19 protein-coding genes and 1 pseudogene are annotated in these 17,492 nt (G+C 50.0%); 17 read left to right on the top strand and 3 right to left on the bottom strand.

The window, feature by feature from the left end:
* Nucleotides 1-5 precede the first annotated feature (5 nt).
* From WMO66_RS11065 to WMO66_RS11100, 8 genes are all read left to right on the top strand, one after another.
* Nucleotides 6-1,934, top strand: a complete 1,929-nt coding sequence (locus tag WMO66_RS11065; RefSeq protein ID WP_425516017.1) for a C40 family peptidase — start codon at nt 6-8, stop codon at nt 1,932-1,934.
* Nucleotides 1,935-1,947: 13 nt separating this feature from the next.
* Nucleotides 1,948-2,670 carry a phosphoadenosine phosphosulfate reductase domain-containing protein gene (locus WMO66_RS11070; RefSeq protein ID WP_002604475.1) on the top strand — a complete coding sequence of 241 codons (723 nt, stop codon included), beginning with the start codon at nt 1,948-1,950 and terminating at the stop codon, nt 2,668-2,670.
* Between the two features lie 6 nt (nt 2,671-2,676).
* Entirely contained in the window at nt 2,677-2,943 is a 267-nt protein-coding gene (locus WMO66_RS11075) for a DUF4315 family protein (RefSeq protein ID WP_002584965.1), read from the top strand.
* Entirely contained in the window at nt 2,933-3,682 is a 750-nt protein-coding gene (locus WMO66_RS11080) for a DUF4366 domain-containing protein (RefSeq protein ID WP_002584964.1), read from the top strand. Before WMO66_RS11075 ends, WMO66_RS11080 begins: the two co-directional genes overlap by 11 nt.
* Nucleotides 3,679-5,754, top strand: a complete 2,076-nt coding sequence (locus tag WMO66_RS11085) for a type IA DNA topoisomerase (RefSeq protein ID WP_002584963.1) — start codon at nt 3,679-3,681, stop codon at nt 5,752-5,754. The genes WMO66_RS11080 and WMO66_RS11085 overlap by 4 nt, the downstream gene beginning before the upstream one ends.
* A complete protein-coding gene (locus WMO66_RS11090) occupies nt 5,751-6,119 on the top strand; it encodes a cysteine-rich VLP domain-containing protein (RefSeq protein WP_002584962.1) in 369 nt (122 codons plus the stop codon). The genes WMO66_RS11085 and WMO66_RS11090 overlap by 4 nt, the downstream gene beginning before the upstream one ends.
* A gap of 125 nt (nt 6,120-6,244) precedes the next feature.
* Nucleotides 6,245-9,592, top strand: a complete 3,348-nt coding sequence (locus tag WMO66_RS11095; protein ID WP_349136516.1) for a YodL domain-containing protein — start codon at nt 6,245-6,247, stop codon at nt 9,590-9,592.
* A 4-nt stretch (nt 9,593-9,596) separates the two neighbouring features.
* On the top strand, nt 9,597-9,806 hold the full coding sequence (locus WMO66_RS11100) for a transposon-transfer assisting family protein (RefSeq protein WP_002584960.1): 210 nt from the start codon (nt 9,597-9,599) through the stop codon (nt 9,804-9,806).
* A gap of 201 nt (nt 9,807-10,007) precedes the next feature.
* On the opposite strand, the gene WMO66_RS11105 is transcribed toward WMO66_RS11100, so the two are convergent.
* From WMO66_RS11105 to WMO66_RS11115, 3 genes are all read right to left on the bottom strand, one after another.
* Entirely contained in the window at nt 10,008-11,342 is a 1,335-nt protein-coding gene (locus WMO66_RS11105) for a relaxase/mobilization nuclease domain-containing protein (RefSeq protein WP_002584959.1), read from the bottom strand.
* A complete protein-coding gene (locus WMO66_RS11110; RefSeq protein WP_002584958.1) occupies nt 11,303-11,632 on the bottom strand; it encodes a plasmid mobilization protein in 330 nt (109 codons plus the stop codon). Before WMO66_RS11110 ends, WMO66_RS11105 begins: the two co-directional genes overlap by 40 nt.
* 201 nt (nt 11,633-11,833) lie before the next feature.
* Nucleotides 11,834-12,190 carry a helix-turn-helix transcriptional regulator gene (locus WMO66_RS11115; protein WP_002584957.1) on the bottom strand — a complete coding sequence of 119 codons (357 nt, stop codon included), beginning with the start codon at nt 12,188-12,190 and terminating at the stop codon, nt 11,834-11,836.
* A gap of 398 nt (nt 12,191-12,588) precedes the next feature.
* On the opposite strand from WMO66_RS11115, the gene WMO66_RS11120 reads away from it, so the two are divergent.
* The 9 genes and pseudogenes from WMO66_RS11120 to WMO66_RS11160 all read left to right on the top strand — a co-directional run bounded on the left by WMO66_RS11120 (nt 12,589) and on the right by WMO66_RS11160 (nt 17,460).
* Nucleotides 12,589-12,774: a cysteine-rich KTR domain-containing protein gene (locus WMO66_RS11120; RefSeq protein WP_003431289.1), complete on the top strand. Its 186-nt coding sequence runs from the start codon at nt 12,589-12,591 to the stop codon at nt 12,772-12,774.
* Between the two features lie 16 nt (nt 12,775-12,790).
* On the top strand, nt 12,791-13,774 hold the full coding sequence (gene rlmN / locus WMO66_RS11125; RefSeq protein WP_002584956.1) for a 23S rRNA (adenine(2503)-C(2))-methyltransferase RlmN: 984 nt from the start codon (nt 12,791-12,793) through the stop codon (nt 13,772-13,774).
* 473 nt (nt 13,775-14,247) lie between these two features.
* Nucleotides 14,248-14,685, top strand: a complete 438-nt coding sequence (locus WMO66_RS11130; protein ID WP_002604474.1) for a sigma-70 family RNA polymerase sigma factor — start codon at nt 14,248-14,250, stop codon at nt 14,683-14,685.
* Entirely contained in the window at nt 14,669-14,911 is a 243-nt protein-coding gene (locus WMO66_RS11135; RefSeq protein WP_002604473.1) for a helix-turn-helix domain-containing protein, read from the top strand. The genes WMO66_RS11130 and WMO66_RS11135 overlap by 17 nt, the downstream gene beginning before the upstream one ends.
* 458 nt (nt 14,912-15,369) lie before the next feature.
* Nucleotides 15,370-15,543, top strand: a complete 174-nt coding sequence (locus tag WMO66_RS11140; RefSeq protein WP_002604472.1) for a transposon-encoded TnpW family protein — start codon at nt 15,370-15,372, stop codon at nt 15,541-15,543.
* 77 nt (nt 15,544-15,620) lie between these two features.
* Nucleotides 15,621-15,869, top strand: a pseudogene (locus tag WMO66_RS11145) (recombinase family protein); the annotation flags it as partial.
* A 153-nt stretch (nt 15,870-16,022) separates the two neighbouring features.
* Entirely contained in the window at nt 16,023-16,331 is a 309-nt protein-coding gene (locus WMO66_RS11150) for a DUF6050 family protein (RefSeq protein WP_005934801.1), read from the top strand.
* Between the two features lie 126 nt (nt 16,332-16,457).
* Nucleotides 16,458-16,706 carry a hypothetical protein gene (locus WMO66_RS11155; RefSeq protein WP_071699538.1) on the top strand — a complete coding sequence of 83 codons (249 nt, stop codon included), beginning with the start codon at nt 16,458-16,460 and terminating at the stop codon, nt 16,704-16,706.
* Nucleotides 16,699-17,460 (top strand): phage antirepressor KilAC domain-containing protein, encoded by a 762-nt coding sequence (locus tag WMO66_RS11160; protein ID WP_071699539.1) that lies wholly within the window; start codon nt 16,699-16,701, stop codon nt 17,458-17,460. The genes WMO66_RS11155 and WMO66_RS11160 overlap by 8 nt, the downstream gene beginning before the upstream one ends.
* Nucleotides 17,461-17,492 lie beyond the last annotated feature (32 nt).

The raw sequence follows: 17,492 nt of genomic DNA on the forward strand, positions 1-17,492 counted from the left end.
AAAAAATGACCCGCGACGGTGCGGTTGCGGAAAACCTCACGACGGGCGAAACGTCCAGTATCAGCGAAAGGCCGCAGGAAGAAAACTATTCAGCCCCCGCAGGGGTGGCAGCGGAAAAGGTTGTGCAGCATATCGGCGCAGAGATTGAGCGACACGCAGCAAAAGGCGCGGAGAAAAAAGCCCTTGACGCGACGCAGCCTAAAACCCATTCTTCCCGCTTGCAGTTTTCCGAAGCGGAACGGGCAACGCCGGAACTTCAAAAAGCGATCAAGAAATCGGATAAGGCGGCAGACTGTTTAGACGCAGCGCGGGCGGCTATCCCCAAGCAGACCAAAATCAAGAAAGAGCGCGTTTTTGACGAAGCGAAAGGCAAGGCAAAGACGCGCCTTTCCTTTGAAAAGACGGATAAGCCCCCAAACGGCAAGTTGCGGCATAACCCCTTATCCCGTCCGGCACAGGAGTTAAACAGTACCGTACATGGGAAAATCTACGAGGTAGAGAAAGAAAACGTCGGTGTGGAAAGCGGGCACCGGGTAGAACTTGCCGGAGAGAAAGCGGGCGGCATGGCGGCGCGGGCAGTTAAGGGCGGCATACGCCGCCATAAGCTGAAACCCTACCGGGCAGCGGCGGCAGCGGAAAAACAAGCGGTAAAGGCAAACGCAGATTTTCTCTATCAAAAGGCGTTGCACGATAACCCCGCGCTTGCGCACTCCAACCCCATTTCCCGTTTTTGGCAGAAGCAGCGCATTAAAAAGCAGTATGCAAAAACGCTGAAAGCGGGCGGCAAAGCGAAAAAAACCGCTGAAGCCACCGCAAAGGCGGCGAAGAAAACCGCGCAGGAAACCAAACGGGCGACGTTCTTTGTTGTCCGGCATTGGAAAGGCTGCTTGATTGTGGGCGGGATTGCCTTTATCGTGCTGCTGCTTTTCGGCGGGCTGTCCTCTTGCTCCCTCTTTGGCGGCAACAGCGGCAGCGGCTTGATTGCGTCGTCCTATCTCTCCGAGGACGCGGATATAACGGGCGCGGAAAGCGCGTATGCCGCTATGGAAGCCGAGTTACAAGATATGCTGGACAATATCGAAAGCGAATACCCCGGCTATGACGAATACCGGGTAAACGCGGACGAGATCGAGCATGACCCCTATGTGCTAATTTCTATCCTTTCCGCGTGGCATGAGGGCGTGTTTACACTCGATGAAGTGCAAAGCACCCTTGAAATGCTCTTTGAGAAACAGTATATCTTGACGGTCGAGGAAGAAGTACAGGTACGCTACCGCACCGAAACAAGGACGGACAGCGAGGGCAACCCCTATACGGTTGAAGTCCCCTATAACTATTACATTCTTCATGTGGATTTGGAAAACTTCAACCTCTCCCATGTCCCCGTTTACATCATGGGCGAAGAACAGCTATCCATGTACGCTATGTATATGTCGTCGCTGGGAAACAGACCCGACCTTTTCCCGCAATCCGGCTATGTGTCTAAATACTATGAAAACCCGCCCGCCGATTATGAAGTACCCGCCGCGCTGCTGGGTTCCGATGAAAAGTTTGCGCGGCTCATGGAGGAAGCAGATAAATACGTCGGTTTTCCCTATGTGTGGGGCGGCAGCACCCCGGAAACCTCTTTTGATTGCAGCGGCTTTGTGAGTTATGTGTTGACGAACAGCGGCCTATACAATACGGGCAGACTTGGGGCGCAAGGGCTTTACAACATCTCAACCCCTGTTTCTAACCCGCAGCCGGGGGATTTGGTGTTCTTTACGGGTACATACGACACCCCCGGCGTTTCCCATGTGGGGATTTATGTGGGCGAGGACGGGGACGGAAGCCCCGTCATGCTGCATTGTGGCGACCCTATCCAGTATTCAAAGCTGGACACCAGCTATTGGCAATCCCACTTTTACGCCTACGGGCGGTTAAATTACAATTAAAAGGAGTTGAAAAATGAATATTGTATCTTTTGGCGGCGGCACGAATAGTGCCGCCTTACTTATTGGCCTATACAAGCACAAAATCCCGATTGACCTTATCACCTTTGCCGATACGGGCGCGGAACACCCGCATACCTATCAATTTATCGAGATAATCAATCAATGGCTTGCGGAACACGGTATGCCGCAGATTACCGTTGTGCAGTATGTTGACCGCTACGGCAACCGCCTATCTCTTGAAACCGAGTGCTTGCGCTCTCATACGCTCCCGTCGATTGCCTACGGGCATAAGCGTTGTTCGCAGAAACACAAAATCGCACCGCAGGAAAAGTTTTGCAACCACTATGCGCCTTGCCGCGAAGTATGGCAGCGCGGCGAGAAAGTCAACCGCTATATCGGCTATGACGCGGGAGAAGTGAAACGGTATGAACATTCCCGCAAGTACAACGAAGCCGACAAAAAATATCATAACCGCTACCCCCTCATTGAAGAATGGGGCTGGAACAGGGACGATTGTATCCGGGAAATCAAAGCGGCAGGATTGCCGCAGCCGGGTAAATCGTCCTGTTTCTTTTGTCCGAGCATGAAGAAACAAGAGATTTTATATCTCAAAGAACACTATCCCGATCTATTTAACCGGGCGGCGACTTTGGAAGAAAACGCTATGCCCTATCTTAAAACCGTTAAGGGATTGGGGCGCAGCTATTCATGGAAAGAACAGTTTGGAAAGGAGTAAATGACTATGGCGAACACGAAACTTGACCGTATCGAAAGGGATATTGAGAAAACGAGGGCAAAAATCCTTGAACAGCAAAAGAAGCTGAAAGACCTTGAAGCGCAGAAAGTCGAGGAAGAAAACGCGCAGATCGTGCAAATGGTAAAGGCGGTACACCTTGACGGGACGCAGCTTGCCGCGTTCCTCTCCGCTTACGCCAGCGGCGAAATCACCTTGCCGCAGCCGGAAGCCACTTACCCCGCCGAACAGGAGGACAACGACAATGAAGAATAAAAAGATAATCCGAAAGTTTACCGTATTGCTTGCCGCACTGGTTATCATGTGCGGCTTTTCTGTTACCGCTTATGCGGGCGGTGGCGATGAAAGCGACGACACGCCTACCCCCGTAACCGAGGAAACCCCCGCGCCGGAAACCGAGCCGGAAGAAACGACGGGCGGCTATGAGCCGCAGCCCCTTACCCCGGACGGGAATATGTCCCTTGTGGACGATATAACGGGTGAAGCGTCCGGCGACAAGCAGTTTATCACCGTCGTTACCAAAAGTGGCAACTATTTTTACATCATCATTGACCGCGCCGAGGACGGGGAAAATACCGTCCATTTCCTTAACCAAGTGGACGAAGCGGATTTAACCGCCCTTATGGAGGACGGGCAGACCGAAGCCCCCGTTTGTAGCTGCACCGATAAATGCGTTGCCGGAAGCGTCAACACCGCTTGCCCGGTTTGCAGCGTCAACATGAGCGAGTGCGCGGGTGTGGAAGCCGAGCCGGAGCCGGAAGAAACCGAGCAGCCGCCGGAAGAAGAAAAAGGCGGCGGCATGGGTATTCTGCTTGTCGTGCTGCTTGTTGCCGCAGCGGGCGGCGGCGCGTTCTACTACTTTAAGATTTTGAAGCCCAAAAAGGACGCGGCGAAAGGCAGCAGCAGCCTTGACGACCTTGATTTTGACGAGGACGACGAGGAAACGGAAGTAGTCGAAACCGAACAGACCGAGCAGGAGGACGATAATCTATGAAACTTGTAATTGCAGAAAAACCGAGCGTCGGGGCGGCGATTGCCGCCGTTATGGGCGCGAATGAAAAGCGCAGCGGATATTTTGAGGGCGGCGGCTACCTTGTGTCGTGGTGTATCGGGCATTTGATTAGCCTTGCAGACGCGGCGACCTACAATGAACAATTCCGTAAATGGAAGTACGACGATCTTCCCATTGTCCCGCAGGAGTGGCAGTTTATTGTTGCCAGCGGCAAGGAGCAGCAGTTTTCCATTCTCAAAGACCTTATGCACCGCAGCGACGTTACCGAGATTATCAATGCTTGCGACAGCGGGCGCGAGGGGGAACTCATTTTCCGCTTTGTCTATGAACAGGCGAATTGCAAAAAGCCCTTTTCCCGCCTTTGGATTAGCAGCATGGAAGCAAGTGCAATCCGCGAGGGCTTTTCAAATCTCAAAGACGGGCGCGGCTATGACAACCTCTATCAATCCGCGCTTTGCAGAGCAAAGGCCGATTGGCTCATTGGCATTAACGCGACCCGCCTTTTCTCTATCCTCTACCATAAAACATTGAATGTCGGCAGAGTGCAAACGCCCACCCTTGCTATGCTGGTAAACCGCGACTATGCAATCAGCAGCTTTAAGAAAGAGAAATATCATGTCGTCCGGCTGGACGTTGGCGGCGTTGCCGCCCTTTCCGAAAGGCAGGACGACGAAGCGGCGGCGCGGCAGATGAAAGCGGCTTGCGAGAAATCGCAGGCCGTTTGTACTTCCCTTAAAAAAGAGAAAAAGACCGCAGCCCCGCCGAAACTGTTTGACCTCACCGCCTTGCAGCGGGAAGCAAACCGTTTGTATGGGTTTACGGCGAAACAGACCCTTGACTATGCGCAAGCCCTTTATGAAAAACGGCTTTTGACCTATCCCCGCACCGACAGCAAATATATCACTTCCGATATGGAGGGCAGCACAAAGGAACTTATCACCGGCCTTTGCGCTGCTCTCCCCTTTATGCAGGGCGTGAAGCTGCAAGCCGACCTTGCGAGGATTTGCGACAACAGCAAAGTAACCGACCATCACGCCATTTTGCCGACAGCGGAGTTTGTGAAAACGGGCTTTTCTTCCCTTGCCGAAAGTGAGAAAAAGCTAATGACCCTTGTGTGCGCAAAACTGCTTTGCGCCGTTGCCGCGCCCTATGAGTATGAAGCGGTTACGGCGGTTTTCACTTGCGGCGGCTATACCTTTACCGCAAAGGGCAGGACGACGCTTTGCGAGGGTTGGCGCGAGATTGAAAGACTATCCCGCGCCGCGTCCGGGGAACAGGACGAGGACGCAGAGCCGGAAGCGGTTTTACCCCCGCTTGCCGAGGGGCAGACCTTTGACAATCCGGCAGCGGAGATCTCCGAACGTTACACGCAGCCCCCAAAGGCATTTACCGAAGATACGTTACTTTCGGCTATGGAGAGTGCGGGAAAGGAGGACACGCCGGAGGACGCGGAGCGCAAAGGGTTAGGCACCACCGCGACGCGGGCGGGTATCATTGAAAAACTCATTAGCGCGGGCTTTGCCGAGCGCAAGGGCAAAAAGCTAATCCCCACAAAGGACGGGTATAACCTTGTCGCTATTCTGCCCGACAGCCTTACGTCCCCGCAGCTTACGGCAGAATGGGAAACGCGCCTTACCGGGATTGCAAAGGGCAGCGACAGCCCCGCCGACTTCATGCGCGGGATTGAGGAAATGACAGCGGGGCTTGTCAAGACCTATTCCGCGATTTCCGAGGATAAAGCGAAGCTGTTTACCCCGCAGCGGGAAGCAATCGGCACTTGCCCCCGTTGCGGCGCGGCGGTTTACGAGGGCAAGAAAAACTTTTACTGCTCCGACAGGGCTTGCAGCTTTGTGATGTGGAAGAATGACCGCTTTTTTGAGCAGCGCAAAAAGGCTTTCACAAAGGCGATTGCCGCCGCCCTTTTGAAAGACGGAAAGGTAAAAATCAAAGGTATGTACTCGACCAAGACGGGAAAGACCTTTGACGGAGTTGTGCTGCTTGCCGACACAGGCGGCAAGTATGTAAACTTCCGCGTCGAGCAGAACCGAAAATGATAAGGCTTGATGAAAAGCAATACCGCGCCGTAAAGAAAATGACCCGCGCCGCTTGTGCAAACAACGATTGCGGGAATTGTCTGCTGCTGGACGACGGGGAAACTTGCGTTTGTGTGCAGAGTATCAGCTATTCGCTGCTATGCCGCTATTTCCGCGAAGCGGTATTACCCGCCGACAGGCAGCTTTGCGAACAGATCACCCGCAGCGGGGAAACCGATTTGAAGCGTTGCGCGGTATGCGGCAGCACGTTTGCGGCGGGCAGCAACCGGGCGAAATACTGCCCCGATTGCGCGGCAAAGATACGCCGCAGACAGAAAGCCCAAAGCGAGAGAAACAGGCGTTTACGGATAAAAACAACTACATAGCAAGCACAGCAAACGAGTACCCGTTTGCGAGAAATGCCCGCGCTTCCCATAGAGAGCGCGGGCATTTTGCTTGTTGGGATAGTCCCAAACCCTTATATGACCGAGAAAGGACGTGATGAAAGAATATGCCGTATTCCTCATACGACCATGACAAATTAGAAGCCGCCGAAACCATGCGGATAGAACGCCGGATATATTTTGAAGCAAAGGACAGGGAGATTGCCCCTTATGCTTCCTTGCCGATTGCGCAGCTACTTTCCATGCGCAGCGAAAGCGCGGCGGCAGAACAGGCGATTTTTGACGACCTTAAAGAACGCGCCGCCGCATGGGAAGAACAGGCGGGAAGAACGCTTTTGCTGGATAAAACACTTGAATATGTGAGAACGCCGCACGTCCAGCACACCGCTAACGAGTGGCAGACCACCGAGCATAACCGCCATATTCGCAGCAATCGGGTATATCAGATGAATTACTACATTTACGAGAATACCCGCTACGACAAAGAAGCGCAGAAATCTATCCCGTATTCATGGACGCTTACATGGAGCGTGCGCACCAACAGCCCAAGCAGAACCCAAGCGAAGATTGCCGGACAAGATAGAAAGGTTTTCACCGACAAGGCAGCTATGGAAAAGTATCTGAATGGGCGTATCAAAGCGTATGACCGCTTGTTTACGGAAATCTCCCCGCCTATCCCGCAGGAGTACGCCGACTATTTCAAAGTAAACGGTATGCTCATGCCGGACTACACCATAGAGGGCGAAGAACCCCCGCAGCAGCAACAGGCGGCAGCTATCCCCGAAAATACCGGGCAGGAAAAGGAGCGTGAACACATGAGCGAACAGTTTTCTATTATGATAGGCAACCGCAGCCGCTTTGACGCGGGCGACCCCGGCGGCTATTGGTTGGATATGCCCGCCACAAAGGAGCAGTTGCACGAAGCTATGCGGAACGTCGGCATTACCGCCGACAACCCGCAGGATTTTTCCATTCGCGGCTATTCCGACGACCCGGAGAAACATATTGCCTTGCCTTATGAAATGGTATGCGCCGCCGACGTGGACGAACTCAATTTTCTTGCGGCGCGGCTCGAACAGCTTGACCCCGCCGAGGTTGGCAAGCTGAACGCAGCTTTGCAGCAGAAAAACGGGCTTGCAAATATTGGACAGGTAATTGACTTCACCTACAACGTGGATTTTTACGTCCATATCCCCGAAGTACATAACTACCACGATTTGGGCGACTATTACTTAAATCAATCCGGCATGGTACAAATGCCCGAAGAATGGAAAGGCGGCATTGACCTTTCTACTTTTGGCAGGAACGCTGCCGCGCAGGAAAAAGGCGCGTTTACCGAGTACGGCTATATCGTGGAAAGCGGCGACGAGTGGGAACGGCAGTTTGAGGGGCGCGAAGTGCCGGAAGAATACCGCATTATGAGTTACCCGCAGCCGGAGCGCGGCGAACAGGACAAAGCCTATATGGACGCAGCCGAAACGCAGCAAGCAGACGCACAGGCCGCAGAGCCGCAGCAGCCCCGCCCCGTCGTCCCCATTATCCTTACTTCCGAAAAGCCCGCCGAAAAGGTAAAGGAGATCACCGCGCGTTTGGAACAGGTCGTACAGGCGATTTTTGACAGCGACCGCTACAAAGAGTTTCTAACCGCTATGTCAAAGTTCCATGATTATAGTTTGAATAACACTATCCTAATTGCTATGCAGGGCGGCAATTTGGTAATGGGCTTCCGTCAATGGGAAAAGGAGTTTGACCGCCATGTAAAGAAAGGCGAGAAAGGCATTAAAATCTTTGCCCCCGCGCCCTACAAGGTGAAAAAGCTGGTTGATAAAATCGACCCCGAAACGAGAAAGCCCATGCTTGACCGCGAGGGAAAAGTGGTAAAGGAAGAAAAGGAAATCACCGTCCCCGCCTTTAAGGTTATAACCGTCTTTGATATTTCGCAGACCGAGGGCAAGGAGTTTCCCGACCTTTCCGTTAAACCGCTGCTTGCCGATGTGGAGCAGTACGAGGATTTTTTCGCCGCCCTTGAAAAAGCGTCCCCCGTCCCGATTGCATTTGAGCAGATCACAAACGGCGCAAATGGGTATTTCAGTTTGACCGACAAGCGTATTGCAATCAAAGAGGGCGTGAGTGAATTACAGGCGGTAAAGACCGCCATTCACGAAATCGCCCATGCGAAGCTGCACGACGTAGACTTAAACGCCCCGCCGGAGCAGCAAAACCGCGTTGACCGCCATACCTGCGAGGTAGAAGCGGAAAGCGTCGCTTATACGGTTTGCCAGCATTTCGGCCTTGATACTTCCGATTACTCTTTCGGCTATGTGGCTGGTTGGAGCAGCGGCAAGGAAATGACCGAGTTAAAAGCGTCCCTTGAAACAATACAGACCACCGCAAAGGAACTCATTACCGAGATTGAGGGGCATTTTACCGAGTTGCAGCAGCAGCGGCAAGCCGAGCAGGAGCAGGGCGATACCTTTTCCATTTATCAGTTAAAGCGCGGGGACGAAACAAGGGACTTGCGCTTTGAGCCTTATGACCGTCTGCAAGCGGCTGGACTTACCATTGACCGGGTAAATTATGAACTCGTCTATACTGCACCGCTTACAAAGGATATGACGCTGGGCGACATTTGGGAAAGGTTTAATATCGACCACCCCGCCGACTTTAAGGGGCATAGCCTTTCCGTTTCCGACATTGTTGTGCTTCATCAGAACGACGAGGACACCGCCCACTATGTAGACAGTATCGGTTTTCAGCAAGTGCCGGAGTTTTTGCAGGAGCAGCAGACCCCCGTATTTGACAAGCTGCCGCCCGAACAGCAGCAAGCCTTGTCCGACACCGTACAAGACACTTTGCAAATGCTGGTTGACGCAGACAAGCGGATTTATGGCGACGTTACGGGCAAGACCCTTGAAGCAATCGCGGCGCAAGGATATTCCTACAAGGACGGGCAGCTTGAAAAGCAGCAGCCGGAAGCGACCCCCGACAGCCTTTTGACGGGTGAAACCGTTAGAACGCCGAGGGGCAATTTTCATATTACCGATATGAGCCGTGAACAGATCGAAGCGGCGGGATTTGGTTTTCACCATGCGTCGGAGGACGGGAAGTATCTCATTATGGGGAATGGCACACAGGCTTATGCCATAGCCGCCGAGCAGCCGCAGCGGGATAATCCCTTAAAGCACGTCGAGGACACCATAGAGCAGAACGACAACAATTTTGACGGGCTTATCAACAATACGCCGCAAACGCCCACCGTTGCAGATTTTGAGCAGCGGGCAAAGGCGGGGGAAGCGATTTCCGTTACCGACCTTGCAAAAGCGGTAAAAGCCGAGAAACGGGAACAGCCGCAGAAAAAACCGTCCATTTTGAAGAAGCTGGACGAATACAAGAAACAGGCGGCGCAGCAGCCGAAAGATAAACAGAAAGAGCATAAAAAGGATTTGGAGGTTTGATAGCATGAATACCCGCTTTACCATTGAGGAAGAAAACATTGTTGCGATCTACGCCGAGGACAGCCGGGAAACAACGCTTGAAAATATCCTTGCCGCCATGCCCTACATGGACGAGGATATGCGCCAGCTTGCCGCCGCAGCGGTGAACAAGCTGCAAGCCATGACGGACAGCGAGTTTTCCGAAAGGGAGTTTATCTTGACCGACGAGGAATAGCCCATAGAGAACAGGGGCGCGGTTGCCGATTTCCGGCACCGCGCCCCTGTTCTTTTTTTGTCCTTGCGTGGACAATTAGAAAGCCGTTTTTGCGGGTTTGAATATACTTTATCGTCTATGTCGTTTTCATGCGCTGGAAGCCGCAGAAACACAGGCGTTTTCAGCCCTTAACATTCCACTTGCCACCCCATGTTTTGCGCCTTATCGCTCCTGCTCCCGCGCCCTGCTTTGGGACGGGTAAAGAATACTATCGACGTTCTTTTTGACAACGCCGTATTCCTGCATTTGCTTCTTGGCTTGCCGATAATCTTCATACAATTTGGTTTTCCTGTCGTTTAAGCTTCTATACTCCTTGCGCAGCGCGGCGAGATCGGGCAGCTTCTTTATCTGCATTTCCTTTAATGCCCTTGCCGCAGCTTCAAACAGGATAATTTCGCTTTCATGCCCCCGCAGATACTTTTCCTTGTCCGGCGATTTTCGGTATTCATCGTAAATCGGTTTTAACTGTCGGTATGTGGTGGTGTGCTTGATAAGCAGCGACAAATCAGACATACGCTGTTCCACTTCCTTAACCGCCTTTGCCGCCGCGTCATGAGCGGTCATAATATCGGCTATCTTGCTTTCAAGTTCGCTATAATACTCAATCTTGTTTTCGGTTAGGAAGTTCATGCTTTTAGCAGCCTGTTTCAGATTATGGATTTTTGCCCACCGTTCATAGCCCGCCGACTGTTGGGCTTTGATACTGTTTTCAAGATCGACGACAAGCCGGATTTTCTTATCTTCCCGCAGCGTTTTTGTTTTGGCAACATACACGCCCTTGATACGCTCCTTTATCGCTTCTTCCGTATAGGCCGCGCCGAGCGTCTTTGTGCGGGTAAACCGTTCCTGTCCGGCAGCGCGAAAGGAAATGTATTTGCCCTGTTTGATTTCATACCCCATTTCCTGCAAGCGGCGCAGCAGTTCGTCAAAATCTTTCACTTGGGGAATGAGAGTATCTATCGCCGTTTTCAGCTTTGCTTTGTAGCTTGTCCCTTGCTTTTCGGCGGTGTATTCTGCATAGCTTTTTCCCTTGTCCTGTCCCGGTACGACGACGGATAGCCCATGCTCTTTACATATCCTGTCGCTGGTGCGCCGGATAAAGTGATAGCTTTGCTTGTTGGAATGGTACTTTTTGTAGTCAACGAAGCTAACCGCGTTGAAAATCAAGTGATTATGCAGATGGTCTTTATCGACGTGAGTTGTCAAAACAAACTCATACTTGCCGCCTAATACCGCCCCGGCAAGTTCCATGCCGATTTTGTGCGCTTCTTCCGGTGTGGTTTCTCCCACCGCAAAGGATTGTATCAAGTGCCGCCCTAAATGTGTGCCGCGATCTCCGGCAGCTTCCCGCGTCCATGCAAACTCAATATCGGCGGTTTCCAGCCCGCAGCCGAAAGAGGACGCAAGCAGCTTCCCGTCTGTCTTTTCGGGATTTAAGATATAGTCTATCGCAGCCTTTAAGGTTGATTTAATAGGGTGCGTCTTTGTAACCGCCATATCTCGTCCACCGCCTTTTTAATGTCCTCTATATCCTGCCTGTAAACCGTCCCCGTCGCATTGGCGCGTTTTGCAATTTGGTTGATGTTCCGGCTCACCGCTTGCAGTTCCCGGATATATGCTTTTGTGTCGCTTCGGTCAACGACAAGAATATACCCGTCTATCGCCATTTTACGGAAGTATGCCCCATACTGCTTTATGGGAAGCTGCTTCATCTTCTCGTCGATCAGCCGCTTTTCTTCTTCCGTAACGTAAAACTTCATCTGTATATTTCTCTTTCGGTTTTCCATTTCCGCACCGCCTTTCGGTATAAGGGTTTGGGATTATCCCAACAAGCATTTTCCGCAAACGGGTACTCGTTTGCTGTGCTTGCTATCTACTCCATACCCCCACCGAAAGGCGGTATTTGTTGCGCGTTCCTTTGATTTTGGACGCAAAAAAAGATTGCAGCCGCCATGCGCTGCAATCTCCCGATTTCTCATATTGTGAGGTTAATCCTCTGCTTTTTCGACTTCCGTTATCTCCCTTGCTGTTGCGGTTACAATCCGTATGCCTTTATCGCTCATACCGTCCAGCAGCGCGTCAAGCTGCCGCCGCCCGGTGGATTTCTCCGCATTGCTGTTCGGGAAGAAAAATTGATCTACCGAAATATGATACCGGGTTACAAGGTCATAGAATACCTGTAAACTCGGCTGTTGTCCCTTGTTCTCGATATTCGCAAGGTAGCGCGGGGAAATATATAACTCGTCGCTTACCTTTTTGCGGCTCTCGCCGTATTCATTTCTCGCGGCTTTTATAGCTGCCCCGAAAGCCTTAAAGTCGTACAATGGTACGGGTCTTTTTGCCATTTTCATTCACCCTGTTACATTTTACAGTTCACCTTTCTTTTTGGATATGTCCACACAATTCATATCATTAGGTTAAATACTTCCTGTTGTGTATTGACAGTAGACTGATTTTCTGATAAAATAAAATTTATGTAAAAGGAGGCGGCGTTTATGTTGCATAGCATGCGTATTAGATAAGCATTGAAAAAAAGGATTTTCCCATTTTCAACATGGGCTTTTTTGTCATGCTTATTTTGCGGATGCTATACAAAAAACTAACGACGTATAGATATAGTATAGACATAGTGCAAGCTATGCCTTAGTTTTGTTGTACTGCTCTGTGCATTATAAATGCAGGTCAATGCTCATGTTGAGGATTGACCTGCATTTTTTTGTGTAAAAAGGACGAGTGAAATATAATGCTTAAAAAATATTGGATAAAATGTCCGATTTGTAACGGAAAGACGAGAGTTCAAGTATTTCATAATACTGTATTAAAAGATTTTCCTCTTTTCTGCCCTAAATGCAAATTGACGCATATCATTGATGTAGAAAAATTAGAGATTGTAATCAAAAATACAGAAAAACAAACTTTTATTATTTAGAAGAAAGGATATAAAAATGAAACGTTTACCTAAATATACGCCTGCGGAAGTACGGAATGATCCATACGGATTTACTTACAAAGAAATGTCGGAAGTTATTGGCGAGAATGAAGCAAAAGCCTTATATGAAGAATTATATAAGCAATTACCACGCAAAAAAAATCTATCAATGTTGGTAAAAAATATTTGCAAAAGCAGTGATACTGAAAAGTATGTTTACGAACTGAAAGACAACAAATACATTGAAACGGTTTTTATCAAGCGGCGAGATGGTGGAACTGTTTGCGTGAGCACACAAGTCGGTTGTCCTGTTGGTTGTATTTTTTGTGAGTCCGGGCGAAATGGCTTTGTTCGTAATCTAACATCGTCAGAAATCGTACAACAGATTATATTGTTGCGTCGAAAAGTAAACCGTATCGTTTTTATGGGTATGGGAGAGCCTTTATTCAATTATGACAACTTGATAAAAGCAATCCATATTCTCCGAGATAGATATGGGCTCAACTTTCCAACCGACGGCATTACCATATCAACAGTTGGTCCGGTCGATCAATTAAAAAAATTGCGCGAGGAACATCTTAAAATTCAGTTGACAATATCTTTACACGCAGCAACACAATCTGCAAGAAATCGTATTATTCCTCACATGCGCATATATGCTATTGAAGATGTTGTTAAGCAAGCCTTATCCTATTCTGAAAGGCATAATCGCAAAATTGTCTTTGCGTATTTGCTTTTACCGGGTATAAATGACCGGCCCTCAGATGTAAGACAACTTGCAAAATGGTTTCGGGGCAAAAAAGTTATGATTAACGTGTTACAATACAACCCAACAAGCAATTCAAGAATTAAAGCACCACAGAAACGGGAAATAGTTGCATTCAAACATCAATTAGAGCAAGCAGGACTTGAAGTTACTATGAGAGTTTCTCATGGCAGAGAGATTAACGCGGCTTGTGGACAGTTAGCTAACACATATAATAAATTCAAAAAAAAATGATTAAAAGTGCCAGACGCATAGACGCAGAGCCGATAACGCATTAGGTCAAAAAACCTATGTGTTATCGGCTTTTTTATTTAATATTGCGCAAAAGCCGCTGTTCCCTATTATAGAATGGATTGCGGGTAGTGTATTAAAGTCGCCCTTTTTTAAGGATACGGCGGTATCGGGGAGGTATCGCCGTGTCCATTTTTATTTACTGTAACCCGCCTAATGCTTTGCGGTCAAAAAAAGCTATGCTCCGCAAGCGGGATATTCCGGCTATGAATGTGAACTGTCAATACATTTAGCTACTGCTTACATTTCCTTTGCGCCCGTCCGCGTCTTGCGGACGGGCGCATTTTGCTTTTTTCAACTTTTTTCTGAAAAGCGCACTCAAGAGCCATCTCCCGAACGGGTACGGAGCGAAAGGGGCAGAGAGGACAAGCCCTTAACTCCCGTCCTCTACTCCACGCGGGAAGGAGGTGAACTCTATGGAGCTATCTTCTTCCGACAAGGAAAGAATACAACATCAGTACGACGCATTAGCAAAGAAAACTTTGGTCGGCGAAGCGAAAAGCCACCGCCGCACTCTTGCGAAACGCGCAGCACGCGAAGTTACTTTTTCGGATTTGAGCGAAAGCGAACTCGCGCAGCTTTTCACAACGGACGAATACGAAAGCGATTATTTCCGTTTTCAAGTGTCCGGCTTTGATGTACTCGTCAAAAATGAACTGCTTGCCGAAGCCCTTAACGCTTTGCCCGAAAGGAAACGCGACATTATCCTTTTGTCCTACTTCTTGGATATGAGCGACGCGGAAATTGGCGAACTGCTGAATGTTGTACGCACGACGGTTTTCCGGCACAGGAAATCCGCGCTTGCGAAAATCAAACAGTATTTGGAGGGAAAAGCAGATGATGAATACCGTTAGGAAGTCTGAAAATCTGTTGCCGTTCCCTGTCATTTCCGCAGCGGCAAACGGCGACACAACCGCCATGTGCGCGATCTTGAAGCACTACGAGGGTTACATAGCGAAACTTTGTACCCGCACGCTGAAAGACGACGCGGGCAATACCTATTCCTATGTGGACGAGGAAATGCGTAACAGGCTGCAAGTGCGCCTTATTACCCGCACCCTTGCTTTTCATGTAGGATAATCTTTTAGCCCATGCGGGGAGCGTGTCCCCTTTCCACGCTTCCCGTTATGGGCTATTTGTCGTTCCGCAAAAGCATATCCGCTGTTGATGTGCTTTTGCAGGCCGACAAAGCCTATTGTTCTTTGACAAAGAAAGCGGCCTTTGGTGCGCAGCATAACAGGCAAACGGGTACATTCCGTCTGTACCGAGCCAGTCGGCGGGTACGCCATGACAGCTTTTCCCCATAGGGGAAAAGCCGAGCGAGAACTACCGCGCCGTAAAACAGGTTTAGCAGCTTGTGGGCGACGACATACAAGGCGGCACAATGATACTCCCGCGTTGAACACCCTCAAAGTATTGCGCGGCGCACCCATAAGCATGGGCCGGGGTGAAACTCCCGTGAGGTTGCAGCTAACAACCGCCCGTTTTTGCCTTTTGACGAATATAGTTTATCCATACAGGAAAAGGAGGTTTTTCTAATGGATAAAAAACAGACAATTACAACCGAACGCAAAATAGGGAAAATCACCTATCTTGTTCAAGCGTTGCCGAGTGAAAAGGCAACCGATACAATCCATAAAAAGATTGAGAAACTCATTGTAAAGGATTTGCAGAAAAAGCCCGGAAATCCGGGATTTTTAGCGTCCGAGTAGTGCATTAGGCGGCGGGATATGGTATAATGATAGCAACACATTATACCTGTTTATTCGGCTGTCGGAAAGGAGGACTAATGTTACAGTCGAATAAAATCACCGCCCTTTACTGCCGTTTAAGTCAAGAGGATATGCAAGCCGGAGAAAGCGGAAGCATACAGCACCAAAAAATGATACTTCAACGCTATGCGGACGAACACCATTTTTTGAACACAAAGTTTTTTGTGGACGACGGATTTTCCGGCGTGAGTTTTGAGCGCGAGGGGCTGCAAGCGATGTTGCAGGAAGTGGAAGCCGGACGAGTGGCGACGGTCATTACCAAAGATTATTGTGCGATAATAGGACTAAATCAGAAAGACCTTGAAAACCAAGGCATTCTGGCTTAGTCCCTTCTTTTTTTGACCGAAAACAAAGGACTTTCACAATAATCAAGCAAGCCGGAGTGTGCCGCTGCACACTTCCGGCAGAAGGAGGATATAGTGGGTGCTATCAAAGTCTTCTTGAAGGAGGTTCTGCTTCCAATCGCGCTTGCGTTCTGCCTCGCGTCATTTCTCAAGCCGATCTATATGCCTGACGGCGTATGTGACTACTTCCTTATGTGGATCTGCGTCGGCTTGCCATTCGGCATCCGGAGGATGTGCCTCTGGCTCGTTCCCAGCGGCTACGGTATCTCCGGCTCAGTCGGCATCTTCGCATTGAACTTAATCATAGGCGGTCTTATCGGAGGACTTGCCTTCTTCATCGGGCTGCTGCTCGGTGTCATTCATACCATCCGAGAAATCATCTGAACTACATCGTAAACGAAGAGGGTTTGTTTCTTCTCCAATTTGGAGTAAGAAGCAAACCCTCTTTTTTTGTTGCCCAAAAGCCGGAATATTTGCTGGCGATGCGGCGAAGGAAAGGAGTTTTTAAGCATGAAACGCATGACAGCCGGTGATCTGCAAGCACTGGAATTGCTGATGCAGACCACACCCGGCTTTGAGCATTTTGACAGTGGCGCGGATGGCATTCTCCCTGAGTGCCGAAGCTGCCGCTTTCACCGTCCTCACTGGAAATATCAGTCCTGCGTGTTTGCGGAGTGTCCCTACTGCTGCAATCCCGTTTCTACACTCAAAAATCAAAGTGGCACATCTGATGCCGGAAAGGAAACCTGTCATGGATAACAAAATCGAAGTCTTCAAGAATGAACAGTTCGGTGAGGTGAGGACGATCCTCGACGGAGAAACACTTCTGTTCTGCGGCTCAGATGTTGCAAGAGCATTGGGGTATGCCAGACCCGGCAAGGCAATTATTGACCATTGCAAGGGTGTCCTAAAACGGGACACCCTTACGAGCGGCGGTACGCAGTCCCTTTCCTACATTACGGAGGGTGATGTTTACAGGCTAATTGTCCATAGCAAACTCCCCTCGGCGGAAAGATTTGAACACTGGCTGTTCGATGAGGTTGTTCCCATGATCCGCAAGACCGGCTGCTACATGACGGAATCCCTGCTGGACCGCATTCAGAAGGAACCGGCGGTCATCATAGAGCTTGCGCAGACCTTGCTCAAGGAAACGAATCGCGCCAATGCCCTTGAAGCGGAGCTGGGCATCGCAAGACCGAAAGCCGATTACTTTGACGCCTTCGTCAATCCAGATGATTGCACCAACATTCGCACCACGGCGAAGGAACTGAAAATCCCGGAGCGCAAGTTCGTCAAATTCCTGCTTAACGAAGGGTATCTGTTCCGCTCTCCCTCCGGTCAGCTTCTTCCCTACAACAAGAAGAGCAACGAAGGACTCTTCATCGTCCGGGATTTCGTGACCTTCCGCTATACCGGCTCTCAGACCTACTTCACCCCGAAGGGCAAGAACGTCATCCGCATCCGCTACTTTGGAATCTGCGGCGTTGAAGTATCTACGGAAATGGCAGGGTGATCATGTGTCAGTCTATCGCGTCAATAAAACCC

Source organism: Faecousia intestinalis (assembly GCF_040096185.1).
Taxonomy (GTDB): domain Bacteria; phylum Bacillota; class Clostridia; order Oscillospirales; family Oscillospiraceae; genus JAZOXB01.

Bases quoted from the DNA above. Each gene is read 5' to 3' on its own strand.
- WMO66_RS11065 (WP_425516017.1), top strand. From the start codon at position 6: ATGACCCGCGACGGTGCGGTTGCGGAAAACCTCACGACGGGCGAAACG.
- WMO66_RS11070 (WP_002604475.1), top strand. From the start codon at position 1,948: ATGAATATTGTATCTTTTGGCGGCGGCACGAATAGTGCCGCCTTACTT.
- WMO66_RS11075 (WP_002584965.1), top strand. From the start codon at position 2,677: ATGGCGAACACGAAACTTGACCGTATCGAAAGGGATATTGAGAAAACG.
- WMO66_RS11080 (WP_002584964.1), top strand. From the start codon at position 2,933: ATGAAGAATAAAAAGATAATCCGAAAGTTTACCGTATTGCTTGCCGCA.
- WMO66_RS11085 (WP_002584963.1), top strand. From the start codon at position 3,679: ATGAAACTTGTAATTGCAGAAAAACCGAGCGTCGGGGCGGCGATTGCC.
- WMO66_RS11090 (WP_002584962.1), top strand. From the start codon at position 5,751: ATGATAAGGCTTGATGAAAAGCAATACCGCGCCGTAAAGAAAATGACC.
- WMO66_RS11095 (WP_349136516.1), top strand. From the start codon at position 6,245: ATGCCGTATTCCTCATACGACCATGACAAATTAGAAGCCGCCGAAACC.
- WMO66_RS11100 (WP_002584960.1), top strand. From the start codon at position 9,597: ATGAATACCCGCTTTACCATTGAGGAAGAAAACATTGTTGCGATCTAC.
- WMO66_RS11105 (WP_002584959.1), bottom strand. From the start codon at position 11,342: ATGGCGGTTACAAAGACGCACCCTATTAAATCAACCTTAAAGGCTGCG.
- WMO66_RS11110 (WP_002584958.1), bottom strand. From the start codon at position 11,632: ATGGAAAACCGAAAGAGAAATATACAGATGAAGTTTTACGTTACGGAA.
- WMO66_RS11115 (WP_002584957.1), bottom strand. From the start codon at position 12,190: ATGGCAAAAAGACCCGTACCATTGTACGACTTTAAGGCTTTCGGGGCA.
- WMO66_RS11120 (WP_003431289.1), top strand. From the start codon at position 12,589: ATGCTTAAAAAATATTGGATAAAATGTCCGATTTGTAACGGAAAGACG.
- rlmN (WP_002584956.1), top strand. From the start codon at position 12,791: ATGAAACGTTTACCTAAATATACGCCTGCGGAAGTACGGAATGATCCA.
- WMO66_RS11130 (WP_002604474.1), top strand. From the start codon at position 14,248: ATGGAGCTATCTTCTTCCGACAAGGAAAGAATACAACATCAGTACGAC.
- WMO66_RS11135 (WP_002604473.1), top strand. From the start codon at position 14,669: ATGATGAATACCGTTAGGAAGTCTGAAAATCTGTTGCCGTTCCCTGTC.
- WMO66_RS11140 (WP_002604472.1), top strand. From the start codon at position 15,370: ATGGATAAAAAACAGACAATTACAACCGAACGCAAAATAGGGAAAATC.
- WMO66_RS11155 (WP_071699538.1), top strand. From the start codon at position 16,458: ATGAAACGCATGACAGCCGGTGATCTGCAAGCACTGGAATTGCTGATG.
- WMO66_RS11160 (WP_071699539.1), top strand. From the start codon at position 16,699: ATGGATAACAAAATCGAAGTCTTCAAGAATGAACAGTTCGGTGAGGTG.